We start from the raw sequence: 14,457 nt of genomic DNA, 5'->3' as shown, positions 1-14,457 counted from the left end.
GCGGCTTGGGAGGCCCCCTAGTTATGACATCTGTGATCGTTGCCGGAGCCAGGACGCCCATCGGGCGTCTCCAGGGCTCGCTGAAGGACTTTACCGCCACCGACCTGGGCGGATTCGCGATCAAGGCCGCCCTGGAGCGGTCGGGTGTCGCGGCCTCCGACGTGCAGTACGTGATCATGGGCCAGGTGCTCCAGGCCGGGGCCGGCCAGATCCCGTCGCGGCAGGCCGCGGTCAAGGCGGGCATCCCGATGACCGTCCCGTCGATCACCATCAACAAGGTGTGCCTGTCCGGCCTCGACGCGATCGCGCTGGCCGACCAGCTCATCCGCGCGGGCGAGTTCGACATCGTGGTCGCGGGCGGCATGGAGTCGATGACCAACGCCCCGCACCTGCTGCCCAAGTCCCGCGCGGGCTACAAGTACGGCTCCATCGAGGTCCTCGACCACATGGCCTTCGACGGCCTCACCGACGTGTTCGACCACATCCCGATGGGCGAGTCGACCGAGCGCGTCAACGCCAGGCTGGGGCTCTCCCGGGAGTCGCAGGACGAGTTCTCCGCGCGCTCCCACCAGCGCGCCGCCGCCGCGATCAAGAACGGGCTGCTCGCCGACGAGATCGTCCCGGTGGAGATCCCCTCCCGCAAGGGCGACCCGGTCGTCTTCGCCGAGGACGAGGGCGTGCGGCCCGACACCACCGCGGAATCCCTCGGGAAGCTGCGCCCCGCCTTCGCCAAGGACGGCACGATCACCGCGGGCTCGTCCTCGCAGATCTCCGACGGCGGCTGCGCGGTCGTCGTCATGTCCAAGGCCAAGGCCGAGGAGCTGGGCCTGACCTGGCTCGCGGAGATCGTCGCGCACGGCAACGTCGCGGGCCCGGACAACTCCCTGCACTCCCAGCCGTCGCGGGCGATCGAGCACGCGCTCGGCAAGGCCGGTCTCGCCGTCTCCGACCTCGACCTCGTGGAGATCAACGAGGCGTTCGCCGCGGTCGGCCTGAAGTCGATGGACGACCTCGGGATCACCGCCGACATCGTCAACGTCAACGGCGGCGGCATCGCGCTCGGCCACCCGATCGGCATGTCCGGCGCCCGGATCGTGCTGACCCTCGCGCACGAGCTCAAGCGGCGCGGCGGCGGCCTCGGCGCGGCGGGCCTGTGCGGCGGCGGCGGTCAGGGCGACGCCCTGCTCATCAAGGTCTGATCCACGAGGTCCGATCTTCCGGAATCACCCGGGAGAAGGCACCGAAGAGGGGCGCGGCCGGTGCGGCCGCGCCCCTCGCGTCGTCGGTGCCGGGGGAGATCCCGTGCCGGGCTAGCCCTGCGGTCCGTTGATGGTGACCTTCTCGAAGCCGAGCGCCTTCATCAGGTTCTCCAGCATCTGCTTGGTGTTGCCGTCGGCGCGCTGCTTGAGCCCGGACGCCTCGGCCGCCTCCGCGATCTTGTCCTCGGCGAGCTGGTAGACCTGCTGCTGGTCGCCGGGGTTACTGGAGAAGAAGTCGCCGAAGCGGTCGAAGAGCCCCCGCTCGTTGGCGAAGACATAGGACTTGTCGTTGTCGAGCGCGGCCTCTTCCAGCGCCGCGGCGGGGAGGTCGATGGTGACCTCGGTGCGGTCCGGGCTGACCTTCACCTGGTCGATCTTGGAGAAGTCGACGTAGGCGTCCACACTGCCGACGCCGACGAAGAGGGTCCGTTCGCCCCGGATCGAGTCCGGGAGGAACTTCGCGTCCTTCTCCAGGTCGACCACGACCTGGAACTGGCCGGTGGCCGCCTCGTACCGCGACAGGTCCTGGATCGACTTGAGCACGGCCGGGCCGGAGCGGTCCTTGGTCGTGAGGCCGAAGGGGTCGGTCCAGCTCGGCAGCAGGCTGAGGCCCTGGGCCACCGCGTACAGCACGGCGAGTACCACGACGACGGCGCCGGTCTTGAGTATCCGGCCGGACGTCCGCGGGCCGGACTCCTTGTCCGATCTGTCTGCCCGCTCTGATTTCGTGGGGTTCATGGGTGAAGTCTCCCCGCCCCGGGGCACGCTCATTCAGGGGTCGGATGACCATCTCGTGATCATGGCCCTACCTTGGGACCCGTGATCCGTGTCTTTCGTTACGTCTCCCTGGCCGAGGCGACCTCGTTCCTGCTCCTGCTCCTCGTCGCGATGCCGCTGAAGTACCTCGCGGACCTCCCGATCGCGGTCTCCATCGTCGGCGCCGCCCATGGCGCCCTGTTCATCGCCTATGTCGGGCTGGTCGCGCTGTGCTTCCGGCCGCTCCGCTGGAGCCTGGGCAAGGCCTTCCTCGCCCTCGTCGCCTCGGTCCTGCCCGTCGCGCCGCTCTTCGTCGAGAAGCACTGGATCAAGGAGCCCGTCGCCGGGATCGCCAAGGCCTGACGGCGCGCGGCGCCGGTAAGGACAATGTCACCTCCAGGACAGTGCCGGCCGAAGCGCGACGGCACCGCAAGGACAGGGCGGGCCGGGCCGTCGCGTCACATGAAGTGGGCGCGGCCCAGCTCGCAGGCGCGGAAGAAGCGGTAGTTGCGGGCGAACCACTCGCGCCGCTGTCCCTCGGCCCAGTGCCCGAACGGGGTGACGGGCCGGACGGGCATCGGCTCGTCCAGCAGCCAGGACACCACCTGGGCCTGGTAGCCCGCCGAGGCGGCGGAGCCCGGACCCGTGCGGCAGCCGCCGAGCGCCGCGCCGAGCTCGCGCACCACCCGGCGCTCGTAGCCGGGGGAGAGGTCGGCGAGGTGGAAGCCGACGGTCCCGCGCCCGATCCGGACCGGCTCGCCGCCCGGGATCTGCTCCATCCGCTTGATCGCCCCAGGGGTTCCCGCCAGCCGGGTCGCCAGCGGGGCGATCGCCGCGCCGAGCGTCGGCAGGGCCTCGCGCAGCGCCGGGTGCACGCACACGCTCACCGGCCACTCCCGGCAGACGTAACTGGGCTGCGCGGGCTCGGCGACGACCCCGCCCGCGGCCTCCAGCCAGGCGGTGCAGCCGAGCACCGCGCCGAGCGCGAGCCCGACCGGGCCCAGCAGCCGGGACCGGCGGGTGAGCCACGCGGTGTAGGCGAGCACCAGGGCCAGGGCCAGGCCCGCGGCCCAGCCCGCCTGCGCGGCAGGGACCCCGACGAGCAGGTCCTCGAACGGATCGACGGGGCCCAGTCTGGCCGGTGGCAGCAGCGCCCACGCCGGGGCGGGCCGGAACGCGCACCACGCCCAGGCCGCGGCGGCCACCGCGGGCACCGCGGCCGCGCGCGGCCAGATCCGCCCCACCAGGTATCCGGCGACGACGAGCAGCCCGGTGGCGCCGGCGCCCGCGGCGACCGCCGCGGCCTGCGCGGCGCCGAAGCCCCCGTCGCCGAGCAGTCGGCCCGCCACCAGTGCCCAGCCGCACAGGTGCGCGGCGAGGGCGACGACCAGCAGCAGGGCCAGGTCGTGCAGGGGCGCGGCGGCCGGGGAGCGGGCGGCGAGCGAGCGCAGGTAGTCCAGCCGCCTGCCGCGCACCCCCGTCCAGGCGGCCAGGGCGGCGGCGGCCGGCCCCGCCCACCGCACCGAGGCCTCGGCCGCGCGGACCGTGCCGTCCCAGTCGTGCAGGCCGACCGGCAGCGACCGCCAGCCCGCGACCGCGCCGATCCCGGCGAGCGCGGGCAGCGCGACGAGCAGCGACCAGCGCTGCGCGTCGACCCGCATCACCCGGGCCACGCGTGCGATCCGTGCGGGCCGTACCGCCCGAGCCAGGTCACTCACGCCGCGTCAGCCGATGGGCAAAGGGGCCTGGCCGCGGACGGCGCCGGGAAGGGGCCGGCGCGGAGCGCCGCCCTGTGCCGCGGCCCTCGCCGCCGCCCCCGGTTCCACGGGAGAGGGGGAACGGGAGAGCGAGGGGGCCGGGGCGCGGTCCGCGGGGGTGAGGCGGCAGTGGTGCAGCACGAGGACGCTGTCGCACCAGGGGCTGAGCGGGCCGGTCTCGGCGGCGGTGACGACCACGGTCGGCGCGGCCGCGGCGATCAGGGGGCCGAGTTCGGCGGCCTGAGTGTCGGAGAGGCCCGCGAAGGGCTGGTCGAGGAAGGCGATGTCGGGCTCGTGCACGCACGCCGCGGCGAGCCCGGCGCGCACCCGGAGGTCGGGAGGCAGGGAGCTGAGCGGCCAGGTGGCCACGTCCCGCAGGTCGAGGCCGTCGATGACCTTCGCGACGGACGTCGCGGGCCGGCGCTGGTAGTAGGCCGCGTAGGCGACGAAATCGCCGACCGTGGAACTGGCGGCCCAGGGGGACTCGGCGGGCAGGAACCCGATTCGGGAGCGCAGAAGCCGCAGGCCGCCCCGGGTGCCGGAGTCGTGGCCCAGCACCTCAAGGCGGCCGGTGTGCGGCCGGCGCAGTGTCGCGAGCGTGGCGAGCAGGTCCGACGTGCCGGAGCCGGCGGGGCCGGCGATCCCGACCGCGCCTTCCGGCAGGCCGAAGGAGACAGGCCGCAGCACCCACCGTCCCCCACGGCGGACGCCCAGTCCCTTCGCCACGATCGCGGATGTCTCCACGATCACTTTCTGTTTCCCCCTGAGTTCTCGGCGACGCGTGACGGGCTGGCGGCATTCCGGCGTCATCCCCAGGCGGCCGGGCCTTTTGCCGTCGCAACACGCATCGACAGCGGAACTATAACGGTCCTTTGGTATCGCTGTCAGCAGCCTTTTGGTCACTCGCCGCAATGTCCGCTGTGTGACCGGGCCGCGCCGACGCGTTCGGGTTCCCGCCCGCATGAGGCAGGATGGACCCATGCAGAAGCGTGATTTCTCCCTGCACGGCGCCGTCGACCTGGGTGCCCGCGCGGCGGCGGCCAAGAGGCAGCAGGAGCGCGCCGAGCGGCCGGCCGGGCCGGGCGGCCAGTACCTGATCGAGGTGAACGACGCGACCTTCGGGTCCGAGGTCGTCGAGCGGTCCATGCGCGTACCCGTGATGGTGGCGTTCGTGGTCGACAAGGAGCCGTCGTGCGACGCGCTCATGGGCGATCTGGAGAAGCTGGTCGCCGAGGGCGCCGGCTCCTGGCTGCTCGCCCGGGTCGACATCGAGGTCAACCAGCAGCTCCAGGGCTACCTCCAGCAGATGCGGGTGCAGCGCCTGCCGTTCGTCGGCGTGGTGGTGCAGGGGCAGATGATGCCCTTCCTCAACAGCGTCCCGCCGGAGGCGGAGCTGCGCACCGCCCTCAGCGAGCTGTTCGCCGCGCTCAAGGAGCAGGGCCTGATGGGCGACGCGCCCGCCGGGGGCGAGGAGCCCGCCGAGGAGGCGGAGCCGGTCGACCCCGCGCACGCCGCCGCCGAGCAGGCCCTGGCCGGAGGCGACTTCGAGGCCGCCGCGACGGCGTTCCGCGAGGTGCTCGCCGCCGACCCGCGCGACGAGGTGGCCAAGCGCCGCCTCGCCCTCACCGAGCTGACCATCCGGGTCCAGGGCTACGACTCCGAGCGCGTGGAGTCCGACCCCCTGGCGGCGGCCGACGTCCAGCTCCTCCAGGACGACGCCGAGGGCGCCTTCGCCCGGCTCGTCGCGGTGGTCCGCACGACCGCGGGCGACGACCGCGACGCGGCGCGGGTGCACCTGCTCGCGCTGTTCGAATGCCTGCCGAGCGATGATCAGCGCGTAGCAAAGGCGAGGCGGGCTCTGCAAGCCGCGTTGTTCTGAAATTTTCGCAATTTTTTGCGGTCGCTTACATCCGCTCGCCTTGACGGCGTATTCTCAGGAGAGCCCTGACATGTCAGAAGGCATGTCAGGGCTCGTTCTTTTCTCTGGCATGAGGAGTCACACGTGGGCGCGCCGAGCGTGTCATATTCGATCACGGTCCGGTTGGAGGTCCCCGCGGGCGGCAGGGCCGTCAGCGGGATCACCCACCACGTCGAGCACGCGGGCGGCGTCGTCACCGCCCTCGACGTCAACACCGCGGCCACCGACATGCTCGGCATCGACGTGACCATCGCCACCCGGGACACCGCGCACGCCGAGGCGATCGTCGGGGTCATCGAGGGCATCGAGGGCGTGAAGGTGCACAAGGTCTCCGACCGCACCTTCCTGATGCACCTCGGCGGCAAGATCGAGATGAAGTCCAAGGTGCCGCTGCGCAACCGCGAGGAACTCTCGATGGCCTACACGCCGGGCGTGGCGCGGGTCTCGATGGCGATCGCGCGCAACAAGGAGGACGCCCGCCGCCTGACGATCAAGCGCAACAGCGTCGCGGTCGTCACCGACGGCTCGGCCGTGCTGGGCCTGGGCAACATCGGCCCCGAGGCCGCCATGCCGGTCATGGAGGGCAAGGCGGCGCTGTTCAAGCGGTTCGCCGGGATCGACGCCTGGCCGATCTGCCTGGACACCCAGGACCCCGACGAGATCGTCCGGATCGTCCAGTGCATCGCGCCGGGCTTCGGCGGGATCAACCTCGAGGACATCTCCGCGCCCCGCTGCTTCGAGATCGAGGCCCGGCTGCGCGAGCTGCTGGACATCCCGGTCTTCCACGACGATCAGCACGGCACCGCGATCTGCGTGCTCGCCGCGCTGACCAACGCGCTGCGGGTGGTCCGCAAGGACCTGTCCCAGGTGCGGATCGCCATGGCGGGCGCGGGGGCCGCGGGCACCGCGATCCTCAAGCTGCTGCTGCACGCCGGCGCCCGGGACGTCATCGTCTGCGACATGCACGGAGCGGTCCACGCGGGCCGCGCCGACCTCGACGAGTCGCTCGGCTGGATCGCGGCGAACACCAACGCCGCGGGCTACGACGGCGACCTCAAGGGCGCGGTGAAGAACGCCGATGTGTTCATCGGCGTGTCGGCCCCCGGCATCCTCGACGGCGACGACATCGCGGGCATGGCCTCGGACGCGATCGTGTTCGCGCTGGCCAACCCCGAGCCTGAGGTCAGCCCCGACGAGGCGCGGGAGCACGCCGCGGTGGTCGCCACCGGCCGCAGCGACTACCCCAACCAGATCAACAACGTGCTGGCGTTCCCCGGGGTCTTCCGCGGCCTGCTGGACGGCGGGGCCCGGGTCGTCAACCGGGACATGCTGGTGGCCGCGGCGCGCGCCCTCGCCGGTGTGGTGACCGACGCCGAGCTCGGCCCGAACTACATCGTCCCGAGCGTGTTCCACCCGGACGTGACCACGGCGGTGGCCGCGGCCGTGCGCGAGGCGGCGGGCGGCGGCACCGAGCCCGTCGAGGAGCCTTCGGCCTGATCCCGGGCGCGGGCCGCTAGCGCAGCGAGCCCGCGCCGCCGTTGCGGTAGGCGGTCCAGCTGCGCCGCAGCCGGTCGGCCTGGCCCCGGGTGAACTCCTTCATGCAGGCGTCGTAGCTGTAGTCCATGTAGTTGTGCACGGGGTCGGCGCCGGGCGTCGTGCAGGTGTCCTTGCCTTCCGGGCACCCGTCGGACGCCGTCGCCTGGTCGGGCGTGTCGGCGACCCCGTCGCCGGGCGCGTTGCAGCCGTTCTCGAACGTGTGGAACAGGCCGAGCCAGTGGCCGACCTCATGGACCGCGGTGAACCCCAGGTCGTAGTTGGCGTAGGTGCCGCGCGGCATGCTGCGATGGTCGATGACGACCCCGTCGAGGGCCGGCTTGTCCTTGACGGTCTGGGGGAACGTCGCGTAGCCGAGGACGGCCTGGCCGACGTCGGCGCTGTACAGGTTGAGGGTGCCCGTGCCGCCCTTGCGCAGCTGGGGCTTGTAGGCGGTCTCATGCCCTATCGGATCGCGGAACCAGGCGGCGTTGACCGTGGTGTCGGTGGAGGCCAGCCGGAACCGGAAGCCGGTGTCGACGCCGCCGCGCACGCCGCCGTAGGCGTCGTTGAGGATGCGGATCTGGGCGTTGATGGTGGCCGCGGTCGGCCGTCCGGTGGCGGTGCCGTCGGGCGCGAGGACGTGGAACGCGACGGGTACGGTGATCCGCGCGGCCGCGGGCCGGTTGGGCCGGTCGGGCCGCCGGAAGGGCGCGCGGAGGGCGAGATCGGCGAGCATCTCGCGGACCTGCGCCGGGGTCGGGTCGACGGTGTCGCGGGGGCGCAGCGAGGTGTCCAGCGCGGGTCTGGCGGGCCGCGCGGGCACGGGCAGGTCGACCGCGGGGCGGAAGCAGTCTCCGGCGGAGGGCGCGGACCGCACCGGGTCATCGCCGGGATTCGCGTTCGCCGTGCCTCCGGTCAGCGCCAGTGCCGTCACCGAGACCATCGCCGCCAGGCGTCGCCGCATCCGTCCCCCGAACCGTGTGCTGATTGGCGGTCCAGCGTAGCGGTCGGGGGACGTTGCGTGTTGAGATGATTACTCTTTGTTGTTGTCGCCGCCGCCGGGGGCCATGCCCTCGTAGATCTCCTTGCACTCGGGGCAGACCGGGAACTTCTTCGGGTCGCGGTTGGGCACCCAGACCTTGCCGCACAGCGCGATGACCGGGGTGCCGGTCAGCGCGCTCTCGGTGATCTTGGCCTTCTTGACGTAGTGCGCGAAGCGTTCGTGGTCGCCGTCTCCGTGGGAGAGATCCGGGCGGACGTCGGCATCCGGCTTGATCATGGTCCCGGTGCCGCCCTGGCCCGGCGTGAAAGTCGGCTCACTCATGCGTTCAGTTTAGGGCGGGTCGGCGGGGTTGGTTCAGCGTCGGCCGGAGGGGTCAGTTCAGCGTCGGGTCGTCGGGGAAGGTCGCGAGGAAGGCCAGCTCCCCGCCCTGCCGGTGCAGGACGCGCCGCCACAGCTCCGCTGGCTCGGCCGAGAAGACGTCCGCGGTCTGCCCCGAGACCACCAGCCACGCGTCCTCGGCGATCTCCGACTTGAGCTGGTCGCGGCCCCACCCGGCGTATCCGGCGAACACCCGGAACTGCGCGGCCGAGTCGGCCAGCAGCGCGGGCGGGCTGTCGAGGTCGACCAGGCCGACCCGGGCCACGGCCGGAATCCCCTCCAGCGGGCGCCAGCCGAGCGGCTCCCCGGTGCCCGGCACGTGCGCGAGGGCGAGGGCGCTGTCGAGGGCGACGGGCCCGCCCTGGAACACCACGTCCTCTCCGCCGCCGGCCAGTTCGGCCCACGGTGGCAGGATCCGGCCCACCCTGACCTCGGTCGGCCGGTTGAGGACGACGCCGACCGTCCCGTCCTCGGGCCCGTGGTCGACCACCAGGACCACGCTGCGGCGGAAGTTCGGGTCCTCCAGCATCGGGGTGGCCACCAGCAGTCGGCCGGGCCGGATGTCGTCATCCATGGCCTCCATCATCTCTTGTCCCACAAGTCCAGGACACGCCGGTCCAGCAGTGGGCACGCCAAGCAGCCCCCGCAACGCGGGCGTAAGCCGCACAATGGGGGGTAAAGAAACGATCAATTGATGCCTAGGGGAGGCGCGGGATGCAGCCGGTCAGGGCGATCATTGCGGCGATCTTCATCGTGATCGGGGCCTTGATCATGATCCCCGCGTTCATGAACGACAACGACACGTCGAACGCCTCGGGCACGCCCAGTCCGTCGGGCGCGACCTCGTCGGCCGATCCGTCGGCCGATCCGACGGCGACGTCGACGAAGCCGCCGACCAAGAAACCCTCGGGCACCCCCTCGGCGACGCCGACGAAGACCCCCTCGAAGTCGCCCTCCACGTCGCCGACCAAGGACCCGGAGCCGACGAAGTCGCAGTCTCCGGCGCCCGCCCCGTCGGCGACCAAGCCCCCGGCGTCCGCGACCCCGTCGGCGAGCCAGACCAAGCCCCCCGCGGCCCCGCAGCCGACGACCCAGGCCGGCGGCATCGTCGTGGCGTTCGGCGGCATGGACTGCCCGGCCAAGGACATCACCGTCCGGGTGACCAACGAGGGCGCCGAGAGCCAGGGGTACTCGATCACGAAGAACGGCGGCCTCGTGCTCGCCGACCGGCTCGGCGCCGCCGCGTCCCGGACGAGCGAGGTCCGCCTCACCGAGGACAAGAACGTCGTCGTCCGGGTCACCCAGGACGGCAAGACGATCAAGAGCCGCACCTACAAGCTCAACTGCGCGAAGGGCGGCGGCGCCAAGCCTTCGGAGAAGCCGGAGCGGCTGCCGGAGACCGGCGCGGACTCGAGCACCCTCGTCGCCCGGGTGGCGACGGGCGCGGCGTCGATCATCACCGGCGCGATCATCCTGTGGTGGGGCGGGTTGTGGCCGCGCCGCAAGGAGGGAATGTTCGGCCCCGATCGCGGGTAGGCGACCCGGTGTGATCGGTCGATCACGTTCCGGGGGAGGTCGCGGTGTTCGGGGAACTGCTGCTGCTCGCCGTGGCCGGGGACGGTCCGGGGACCGCGCTTCAGGCCACGTTCGGCGAGGTGCGATGCCCGGACCGCGTGGTGGAGGTCCAGGTCGTCAACCCGGGCGGCGCCGACGCGTTCTACGAGCTGCGGACCGGCGACCAGGTCCTGCGCACGGAGTTCATCGCGGCGGGCACCCGGCTGGACAGCCGGGTCTTCCTCACCGGCGACGGGGTCCCGCTGCGCATCTCGGTCCACGACGGCCAGGGCGCCGAGATCGGCGCGGCCGAGCGCACCGCGTACTGCGGCACCGCCGCGACCGAGCCCTCCGCGCCCGCGCAGGAGGCGGCCCAAGCGCCTGAGGCGCCCGCAGAGACCGTGCCGGTCCCCACCGGGGCGTCGCCCCAGGGTCCGGCCGAAGAGGGCGCTGCTCCCCAAGAGGAGGCCCCGGAAGGGGAGGCGGCGAAGGGTGGCGAGCCCGGGAAGGCCGAAGGCGAGGGCGGGGGCAAGGGCAAGCCCAATGCCCGTCCTGACGAACTGCCCTATACCGGCCAGGACACCGCGGCCATGGGACGGACGGGCGCGGCGATCCTCCTCACCGGAGGACTCCTTTTCTGGTACGGCAGGCTGTGGCCCAGGACGTCGGCGAGGCCCTGTGCGCCGGGCGCTCCGCGCAGGCGCGGCGCCTGACCGAGGGCCCCGGGAAGGCGCGGCGTGAGATCCCGCACGCTTCAAGTCGGCCCGCATTGTCGGTGGGGGTCGGTAGCCTCTCTGGATCGTGAGTACCTTTGCCGCCTCCAACATGCCCCCCGCCTACCCCGAGAGGGCCGCGTGGGGCACCGCGGGGTCGCTGCGCGCCTGGCAGCAGCAGGCGCTGGAGCTCTACTTCCGCGACGTCCCGCGCGACTTCCTCGCCGTGGCGACCCCCGGTGCGGGCAAGACGACCTTCGCGCTGCGCCTCGCCCGTGAGCTGCTCGACCGCCGGGTCGTCCAGAACCTCACCGTGGTCTGCCCGACCGAGCACCTGAAGCGCCAGTGGGCGGAGTCCGCCGCGCGTGTCGGCATCAAGATCGACCCCGAGTTCACCAACTCCCAGGGCAAGGTGGGCAAGGAGTTCCACGGCGTCGCCGTCACCTACGCGACGGTCGCGGCCCGGCCCGCGCTGCACCGCAACCGCACCGAGATGCGCAAGACGCTGATCATCATGGACGAGGTCCACCACGCGGGCGACGGCCTGTCGTGGGGCGACGCGGTGCGCGAGGCGTTCGAGCCCGCGGCGCGCCGGCTGTCCCTGTCGGGCACCCCGTTCCGCACCGACATCAACCCGATCCCGTTCGTGGAGTACGAGGAGGGCCCGGACGGCATCCGCCGCAGCCGCGCCGACTACACCTACGGCTACGGCCCGGCGCTGTCCGACGGCGTCGTCCGTCCGGTGATGTTCATGGCGTACGCGGGCGAGATGCGCTGGCGCACCCGCGCGGGCGACGAGATCGCCGCGAGCCTCGGCCAGCCGATGACCCAGGACCAGAACGCGCAGGCGTGGCGGGCCGCGCTCGACCCCAAGGGCGACTGGATCCGGCAGGTCATCGCCGCTGCCGACAAGCGGCTGACCGAGATCCGCAAGGGCATGCCGGACGCCGGTGCGATGGTCATCGCCTCCGACCATGAGGCGGCCCGCGCCTACGCCAAGATGATCCGCGGGATCACCGGGCAGGGCGCGACGATCGTCCTGTCCGACGACCCGAACGCCAGCAAGAAGATCAAGCAGTTCGGCGACTCGGAGGACCGCTGGCTGTGCGCGGTCCGGATGGTCTCCGAGGGCGTCGACATCCCGCGCCTGGCCGTCGGCGTCTACGCCACCTCGACCGCGACGCCGCTGTTCTTCGCCCAGGCGGTCGGCCGCTTCGTGCGCGCCCGCAAGCGCGGCGAGACGGCGTCGGTGTTCCTGCCGAGCGTGCCGACCCTGATGGGGCACGCCGCGGAGATGGAGACCGAGCGCGACCACGTGCTGGACCGCAAGCAGCGCGAGCAGGACGGCCTGGACGACGACGCGCTCGCCGAGGCCAACCGCAAGAACGACGGCGCCGACCTCTCGGAGGAGATCCCCTTCGAGACGATGGAGGCCAGCGCGACCTTCGACCGGGTGCTGTTCGACGGCGGTGAGTTCGGCGTCGGCGGGGAGATCGGCTCGGAGGAGGAGCAGGACTTCCTGGGCATTCCGGGCCTGCTGGAGCCCGAGCAGGTCACCGCGCTGCTGCGGCAGCGCCAGGCCGAACAGGTCGCCGCACAGCGCAAACGCGGCAGCGACGCGGCGGCCCCCAAGGAGACCACCGCGTCCGAGGACCTCCGCACGCTGCGCACCGAGCTGAACGGCCTGGTCGGCGCGTGGAGCCACCGCACGGGCAAGCCGCACGGCGTCGTGCACACCGAACTGCGCCAGGCGTGCGGCGGGCCCGCCGTCGCCCAGGCCAGCGAGGCGGACATCAAGCGCCGGATCGACAAGATCCGCGAATGGGCCTCACGCCGCGCCTGACGCCCCCCGCCGCGCCGCGCGCAGGGCGAGCCCGAGCGCGAGGCCGGTGAACGCGAGCAGGACGGCCAGGCCCGCCCACGGAGCCAAGGGCAGGTATCCGTTCGCGGGGGAGTACAGAGCCGTCACCTGCGGGTAAGGCGGGAGGCTCTGCTGCGCGGCCATGCCCGCCGCGGGCGTGACCCGCAGCAGCCAGGACGCGGCCCCCGCGGGCAGCACCCCTGTCGTGGCGAGCGCGTAGGGCAACGGCAGCAGCGCCGCGCCCGCCGCCGCGCCGCGCCATCCGCCGCCCAGCAGCACCGCCAGGCAGCCCGCGAGCACCGCCGCCGCGGCACAGACCATCGCGCACCCCACGACCACCCGCGCTTCGGTGCCTACGGGCACCGCCACCATCGCCGTCCCCCGCGCGATCCCCGGTCCGGCCCAGACCGCCGCGGCACCGCCGAGCAGCCCCACCGCGGCCCCGACGGCGCCCAGCACCGCGGCACGTGCCCTGAGGCGCGCTCGGACCGCGCCGGTCCCCGTCCCCCCGGCGTGCGCCGCAGGAGAGCCGCCCGGCGCGATGCCGCCCGGCCGCGCGGGGGCGTGACCGGCGGGCGCGAGGCTTTCCGGCGTCATGGCCGGGAAGGGGCCTTCGAGGCTCACCCCGGATGCGGCGGGACGCGCGGTGGGGGAGCCCTCGGAGCGGGCCGGGGGCTCGGCGGGGGACGGGGCCGGGCGGGAGGTGAAGGCGGCGGCCGCGCCGATGAGGACGAGGAGGGCCGGGAGGGCGCCGGTGAGGAGGGATTCGAGGCGGCGGCCCGCTTCGGTCGGGGTGGGGGCGATGTCGCCGGAGCCGGAGACCTTGAGGGCGGCGGGGGACTCGACGAGGCCCGGCGGGTTGGTTCGGCGTTCCCAGTCGGTGACCGCGCCGGCGCCGCCCACCTGGGTGGCGGTCCAGGTCCGCGTGAGGTCTCCGGAGGTCGTGACGGAGTCGAAGAGGCCGACGGCCTGGGTGAAGCGGACCTGGGTCGTGGCGGGGCCGAACGAGCGCGGCACGACGGTGAGGTCGCCGGGGGACGTCGTGAAGAGCCCGATGGGCACGTCGTCCGGCAGGCCGGGGAGGCGGGCGGAGCCCACGGGGTGCCAGGTCCGTCCGTCGGGGGACTCCTCGGCGGTGAGGAGGTCGCCGGAGCGGGTGAGGCGCAGCCAGCGGGGCAGCTCGGCGGGGCTCGGGCTGCCGGGCTCGTCGGCGGTGAAGGAATGCTGGAAGCGGACTCCGTGGTTTCCGGTGAGCATCACGGCCGCATAGGGGGCGCCGGGTTCCAGGGACGCCTTCACGAGGAGGCCCGCCTTGGCCCAGGGGACGAGGCCGGAGACGATCCGGTCGTGCCGGGGCGGCGGGTAGGTGATCGTCCCGGTGAAGGACGAGAGGCGGGCCGTCATGGAGCCGTCGCCGTGGAGGGTCCGGTGGGCGAAGGTGAAGGCGTCGGTCACGGAACGGCCGTCAGGGGTGCGCGGAGCTTGAGGGCACGGTGTCTCGACCGTCCCTTCGGAGCAGGTGGAGCGGTCGGTCCAGGCCAGGAAGGGGCCAACGAAGGCGGTGAGCGCAAGCGCGCACACGAGGGCGACGACGTAGCGGCGCGTCCGGAAGAACTCGGAGAAGGCGGCGTGGAGCGGAGTGGGTGGCATGGACGGTTTTCTAGGGAATCGCCCGTGACGCCGGCCGAACGGAGGCCGTCATCCCCGTGTTAGGTCGGACCG

The 14,457-nt window shown here is 72.9% G+C and carries 15 protein-coding genes; 7 read left to right on the top strand and 8 right to left on the bottom strand.

The features are described from left to right. Nucleotides 1-23: 23 nt before the first annotated feature. Nucleotides 24-1,199 carry an acetyl-CoA C-acetyltransferase gene (locus tag EDD29_RS37095; protein ID WP_123668867.1) on the top strand — a complete coding sequence of 392 codons (1,176 nt, stop codon included), beginning with the start codon at nucleotides 24-26 and terminating at the stop codon, nucleotides 1,197-1,199. Nucleotides 1,200-1,310: 111 nt separating this feature from the next. On the opposite strand, the gene EDD29_RS37090 is transcribed toward EDD29_RS37095, so the two are convergent. Continuing rightward, complete coding sequence (locus EDD29_RS37090) at nucleotides 1,311-1,997, bottom strand: DUF4230 domain-containing protein (RefSeq protein ID WP_123668866.1); 687 nt, start codon at nucleotides 1,995-1,997, stop codon at nucleotides 1,311-1,313. Between the two features lie 81 nt (nucleotides 1,998-2,078). Between EDD29_RS37090 and EDD29_RS37085 the strand changes: the two genes are divergently transcribed. Beyond that, complete coding sequence (locus tag EDD29_RS37085) at nucleotides 2,079-2,378, top strand: DUF3817 domain-containing protein (RefSeq protein ID WP_211360129.1); 300 nt, start codon at nucleotides 2,079-2,081, stop codon at nucleotides 2,376-2,378. A gap of 95 nt (nucleotides 2,379-2,473) precedes the next feature. Here EDD29_RS37085 and EDD29_RS37080 read toward each other — a convergent pair whose 3' ends face one another. Together EDD29_RS37080 and EDD29_RS37075 are read right to left on the bottom strand one after the other, a co-directional pair. Continuing rightward, nucleotides 2,474-3,688: a hypothetical protein gene (locus EDD29_RS37080; RefSeq protein ID WP_123668864.1), complete on the bottom strand. Its 1,215-nt coding sequence runs from the start codon at nucleotides 3,686-3,688 to the stop codon at nucleotides 2,474-2,476. 51 nt (nucleotides 3,689-3,739) lie between these two features. Further along, nucleotides 3,740-4,522, bottom strand: coding sequence for an ATP-binding cassette domain-containing protein (locus EDD29_RS37075; RefSeq protein ID WP_123668863.1), 783 nt, complete (start codon nucleotides 4,520-4,522; stop codon nucleotides 3,740-3,742). A gap of 229 nt (nucleotides 4,523-4,751) precedes the next feature. On the opposite strand from EDD29_RS37075, the gene EDD29_RS37070 reads away from it, so the two are divergent. Next, nucleotides 4,752-5,651: a co-chaperone YbbN gene (locus EDD29_RS37070; protein WP_246053197.1), complete on the top strand. Its 900-nt coding sequence runs from the start codon at nucleotides 4,752-4,754 to the stop codon at nucleotides 5,649-5,651. A gap of 123 nt (nucleotides 5,652-5,774) precedes the next feature. Then, a complete protein-coding gene (locus EDD29_RS37065; protein WP_123668862.1) occupies nucleotides 5,775-7,187 on the top strand; it encodes an NAD-dependent malic enzyme in 1,413 nt (470 codons plus the stop codon). A 16-nt stretch (nucleotides 7,188-7,203) separates the two neighbouring features. On the opposite strand, the gene EDD29_RS37060 is transcribed toward EDD29_RS37065, so the two are convergent. The 4 genes from EDD29_RS37060 to EDD29_RS37045 all read right to left on the bottom strand — a co-directional run bounded on the left by EDD29_RS37060 (nucleotide 7,204) and on the right by EDD29_RS37045 (nucleotide 9,749). Then, the gene (locus EDD29_RS37060; RefSeq protein WP_246053196.1) at nucleotides 7,204-8,190 is read right to left on the bottom strand and encodes a zinc metalloprotease; all 987 of its coding nucleotides are present in this window, start codon (nucleotides 8,188-8,190) and stop codon (nucleotides 7,204-7,206) included. 69 nt (nucleotides 8,191-8,259) lie between these two features. Next, the gene (locus EDD29_RS37055; RefSeq protein ID WP_211360402.1) at nucleotides 8,260-8,505 is read right to left on the bottom strand and encodes a DUF3039 domain-containing protein; all 246 of its coding nucleotides are present in this window, start codon (nucleotides 8,503-8,505) and stop codon (nucleotides 8,260-8,262) included. Between the two features lie 97 nt (nucleotides 8,506-8,602). Then, on the bottom strand, nucleotides 8,603-9,181 hold the full coding sequence (locus EDD29_RS37050) for a YqgE/AlgH family protein (RefSeq protein WP_123668860.1): 579 nt from the start codon (nucleotides 9,179-9,181) through the stop codon (nucleotides 8,603-8,605). Between the two features lie 124 nt (nucleotides 9,182-9,305). Further along, nucleotides 9,306-9,749: a hypothetical protein gene (locus EDD29_RS37045; protein ID WP_148086221.1), complete on the bottom strand. Its 444-nt coding sequence runs from the start codon at nucleotides 9,747-9,749 to the stop codon at nucleotides 9,306-9,308. Here EDD29_RS37045 and EDD29_RS37040 point away from each other — a divergent pair. The 3 genes from EDD29_RS37040 to EDD29_RS37030 all read left to right on the top strand — a co-directional run bounded on the left by EDD29_RS37040 (nucleotide 9,733) and on the right by EDD29_RS37030 (nucleotide 12,717). Continuing rightward, complete coding sequence (locus tag EDD29_RS37040; RefSeq protein ID WP_148086220.1) at nucleotides 9,733-10,143, top strand: hypothetical protein; 411 nt, start codon at nucleotides 9,733-9,735, stop codon at nucleotides 10,141-10,143. The two genes, EDD29_RS37045 and EDD29_RS37040, sit on opposite strands and share 17 nt — an antisense overlap. Before the next feature lie 44 nt (nucleotides 10,144-10,187). After that, the gene (locus tag EDD29_RS37035; protein WP_123668857.1) at nucleotides 10,188-10,874 is read left to right on the top strand and encodes a hypothetical protein; all 687 of its coding nucleotides are present in this window, start codon (nucleotides 10,188-10,190) and stop codon (nucleotides 10,872-10,874) included. Between the two features lie 112 nt (nucleotides 10,875-10,986). Then, the gene (locus EDD29_RS37030; RefSeq protein WP_123668856.1) at nucleotides 10,987-12,717 is read left to right on the top strand and encodes a DEAD/DEAH box helicase; all 1,731 of its coding nucleotides are present in this window, start codon (nucleotides 10,987-10,989) and stop codon (nucleotides 12,715-12,717) included. Here EDD29_RS37030 and EDD29_RS37025 read toward each other — a convergent pair. After that, the gene (locus EDD29_RS37025) at nucleotides 12,703-14,385 is read right to left on the bottom strand and encodes a DUF1349 domain-containing protein (protein ID WP_123668855.1); all 1,683 of its coding nucleotides are present in this window, start codon (nucleotides 14,383-14,385) and stop codon (nucleotides 12,703-12,705) included. The two genes, EDD29_RS37030 and EDD29_RS37025, sit on opposite strands and share 15 nt — an antisense overlap. Nucleotides 14,386-14,457 lie beyond the last annotated feature (72 nt).

This window comes from Actinocorallia herbida, from assembly GCF_003751225.1.
Lineage (GTDB): Bacteria > Actinomycetota > Actinomycetes > Streptosporangiales > Streptosporangiaceae > Actinocorallia > Actinocorallia herbida.
This window is presented reverse-complemented; position numbering and strand designations above follow the sequence as displayed.

Bases quoted from the DNA above. Each gene is read 5' to 3' on its own strand.
- EDD29_RS37025 (WP_123668855.1), bottom strand. From the start codon at position 14,385: ATGCCACCCACTCCGCTCCACGCCGCCTTCTCCGAGTTCTTCCGGACG.
- EDD29_RS37090 (WP_123668866.1), bottom strand. From the start codon at position 1,997: ATGAACCCCACGAAATCAGAGCGGGCAGACAGATCGGACAAGGAGTCC.
- EDD29_RS37030 (WP_123668856.1), top strand. From the start codon at position 10,987: ATGCCCCCCGCCTACCCCGAGAGGGCCGCGTGGGGCACCGCGGGGTCG.
- EDD29_RS37095 (WP_123668867.1), top strand. From the start codon at position 24: ATGACATCTGTGATCGTTGCCGGAGCCAGGACGCCCATCGGGCGTCTC.
- EDD29_RS37050 (WP_123668860.1), bottom strand. From the start codon at position 9,181: ATGGATGACGACATCCGGCCCGGCCGACTGCTGGTGGCCACCCCGATG.
- EDD29_RS37070 (WP_246053197.1), top strand. From the start codon at position 4,752: ATGCAGAAGCGTGATTTCTCCCTGCACGGCGCCGTCGACCTGGGTGCC.
- EDD29_RS37040 (WP_148086220.1), top strand. From the start codon at position 9,733: ATGGACTGCCCGGCCAAGGACATCACCGTCCGGGTGACCAACGAGGGC.
- EDD29_RS37060 (WP_246053196.1), bottom strand. From the start codon at position 8,190: ATGCGGCGACGCCTGGCGGCGATGGTCTCGGTGACGGCACTGGCGCTG.
- EDD29_RS37055 (WP_211360402.1), bottom strand. From the start codon at position 8,505: ATGATCAAGCCGGATGCCGACGTCCGCCCGGATCTCTCCCACGGAGAC.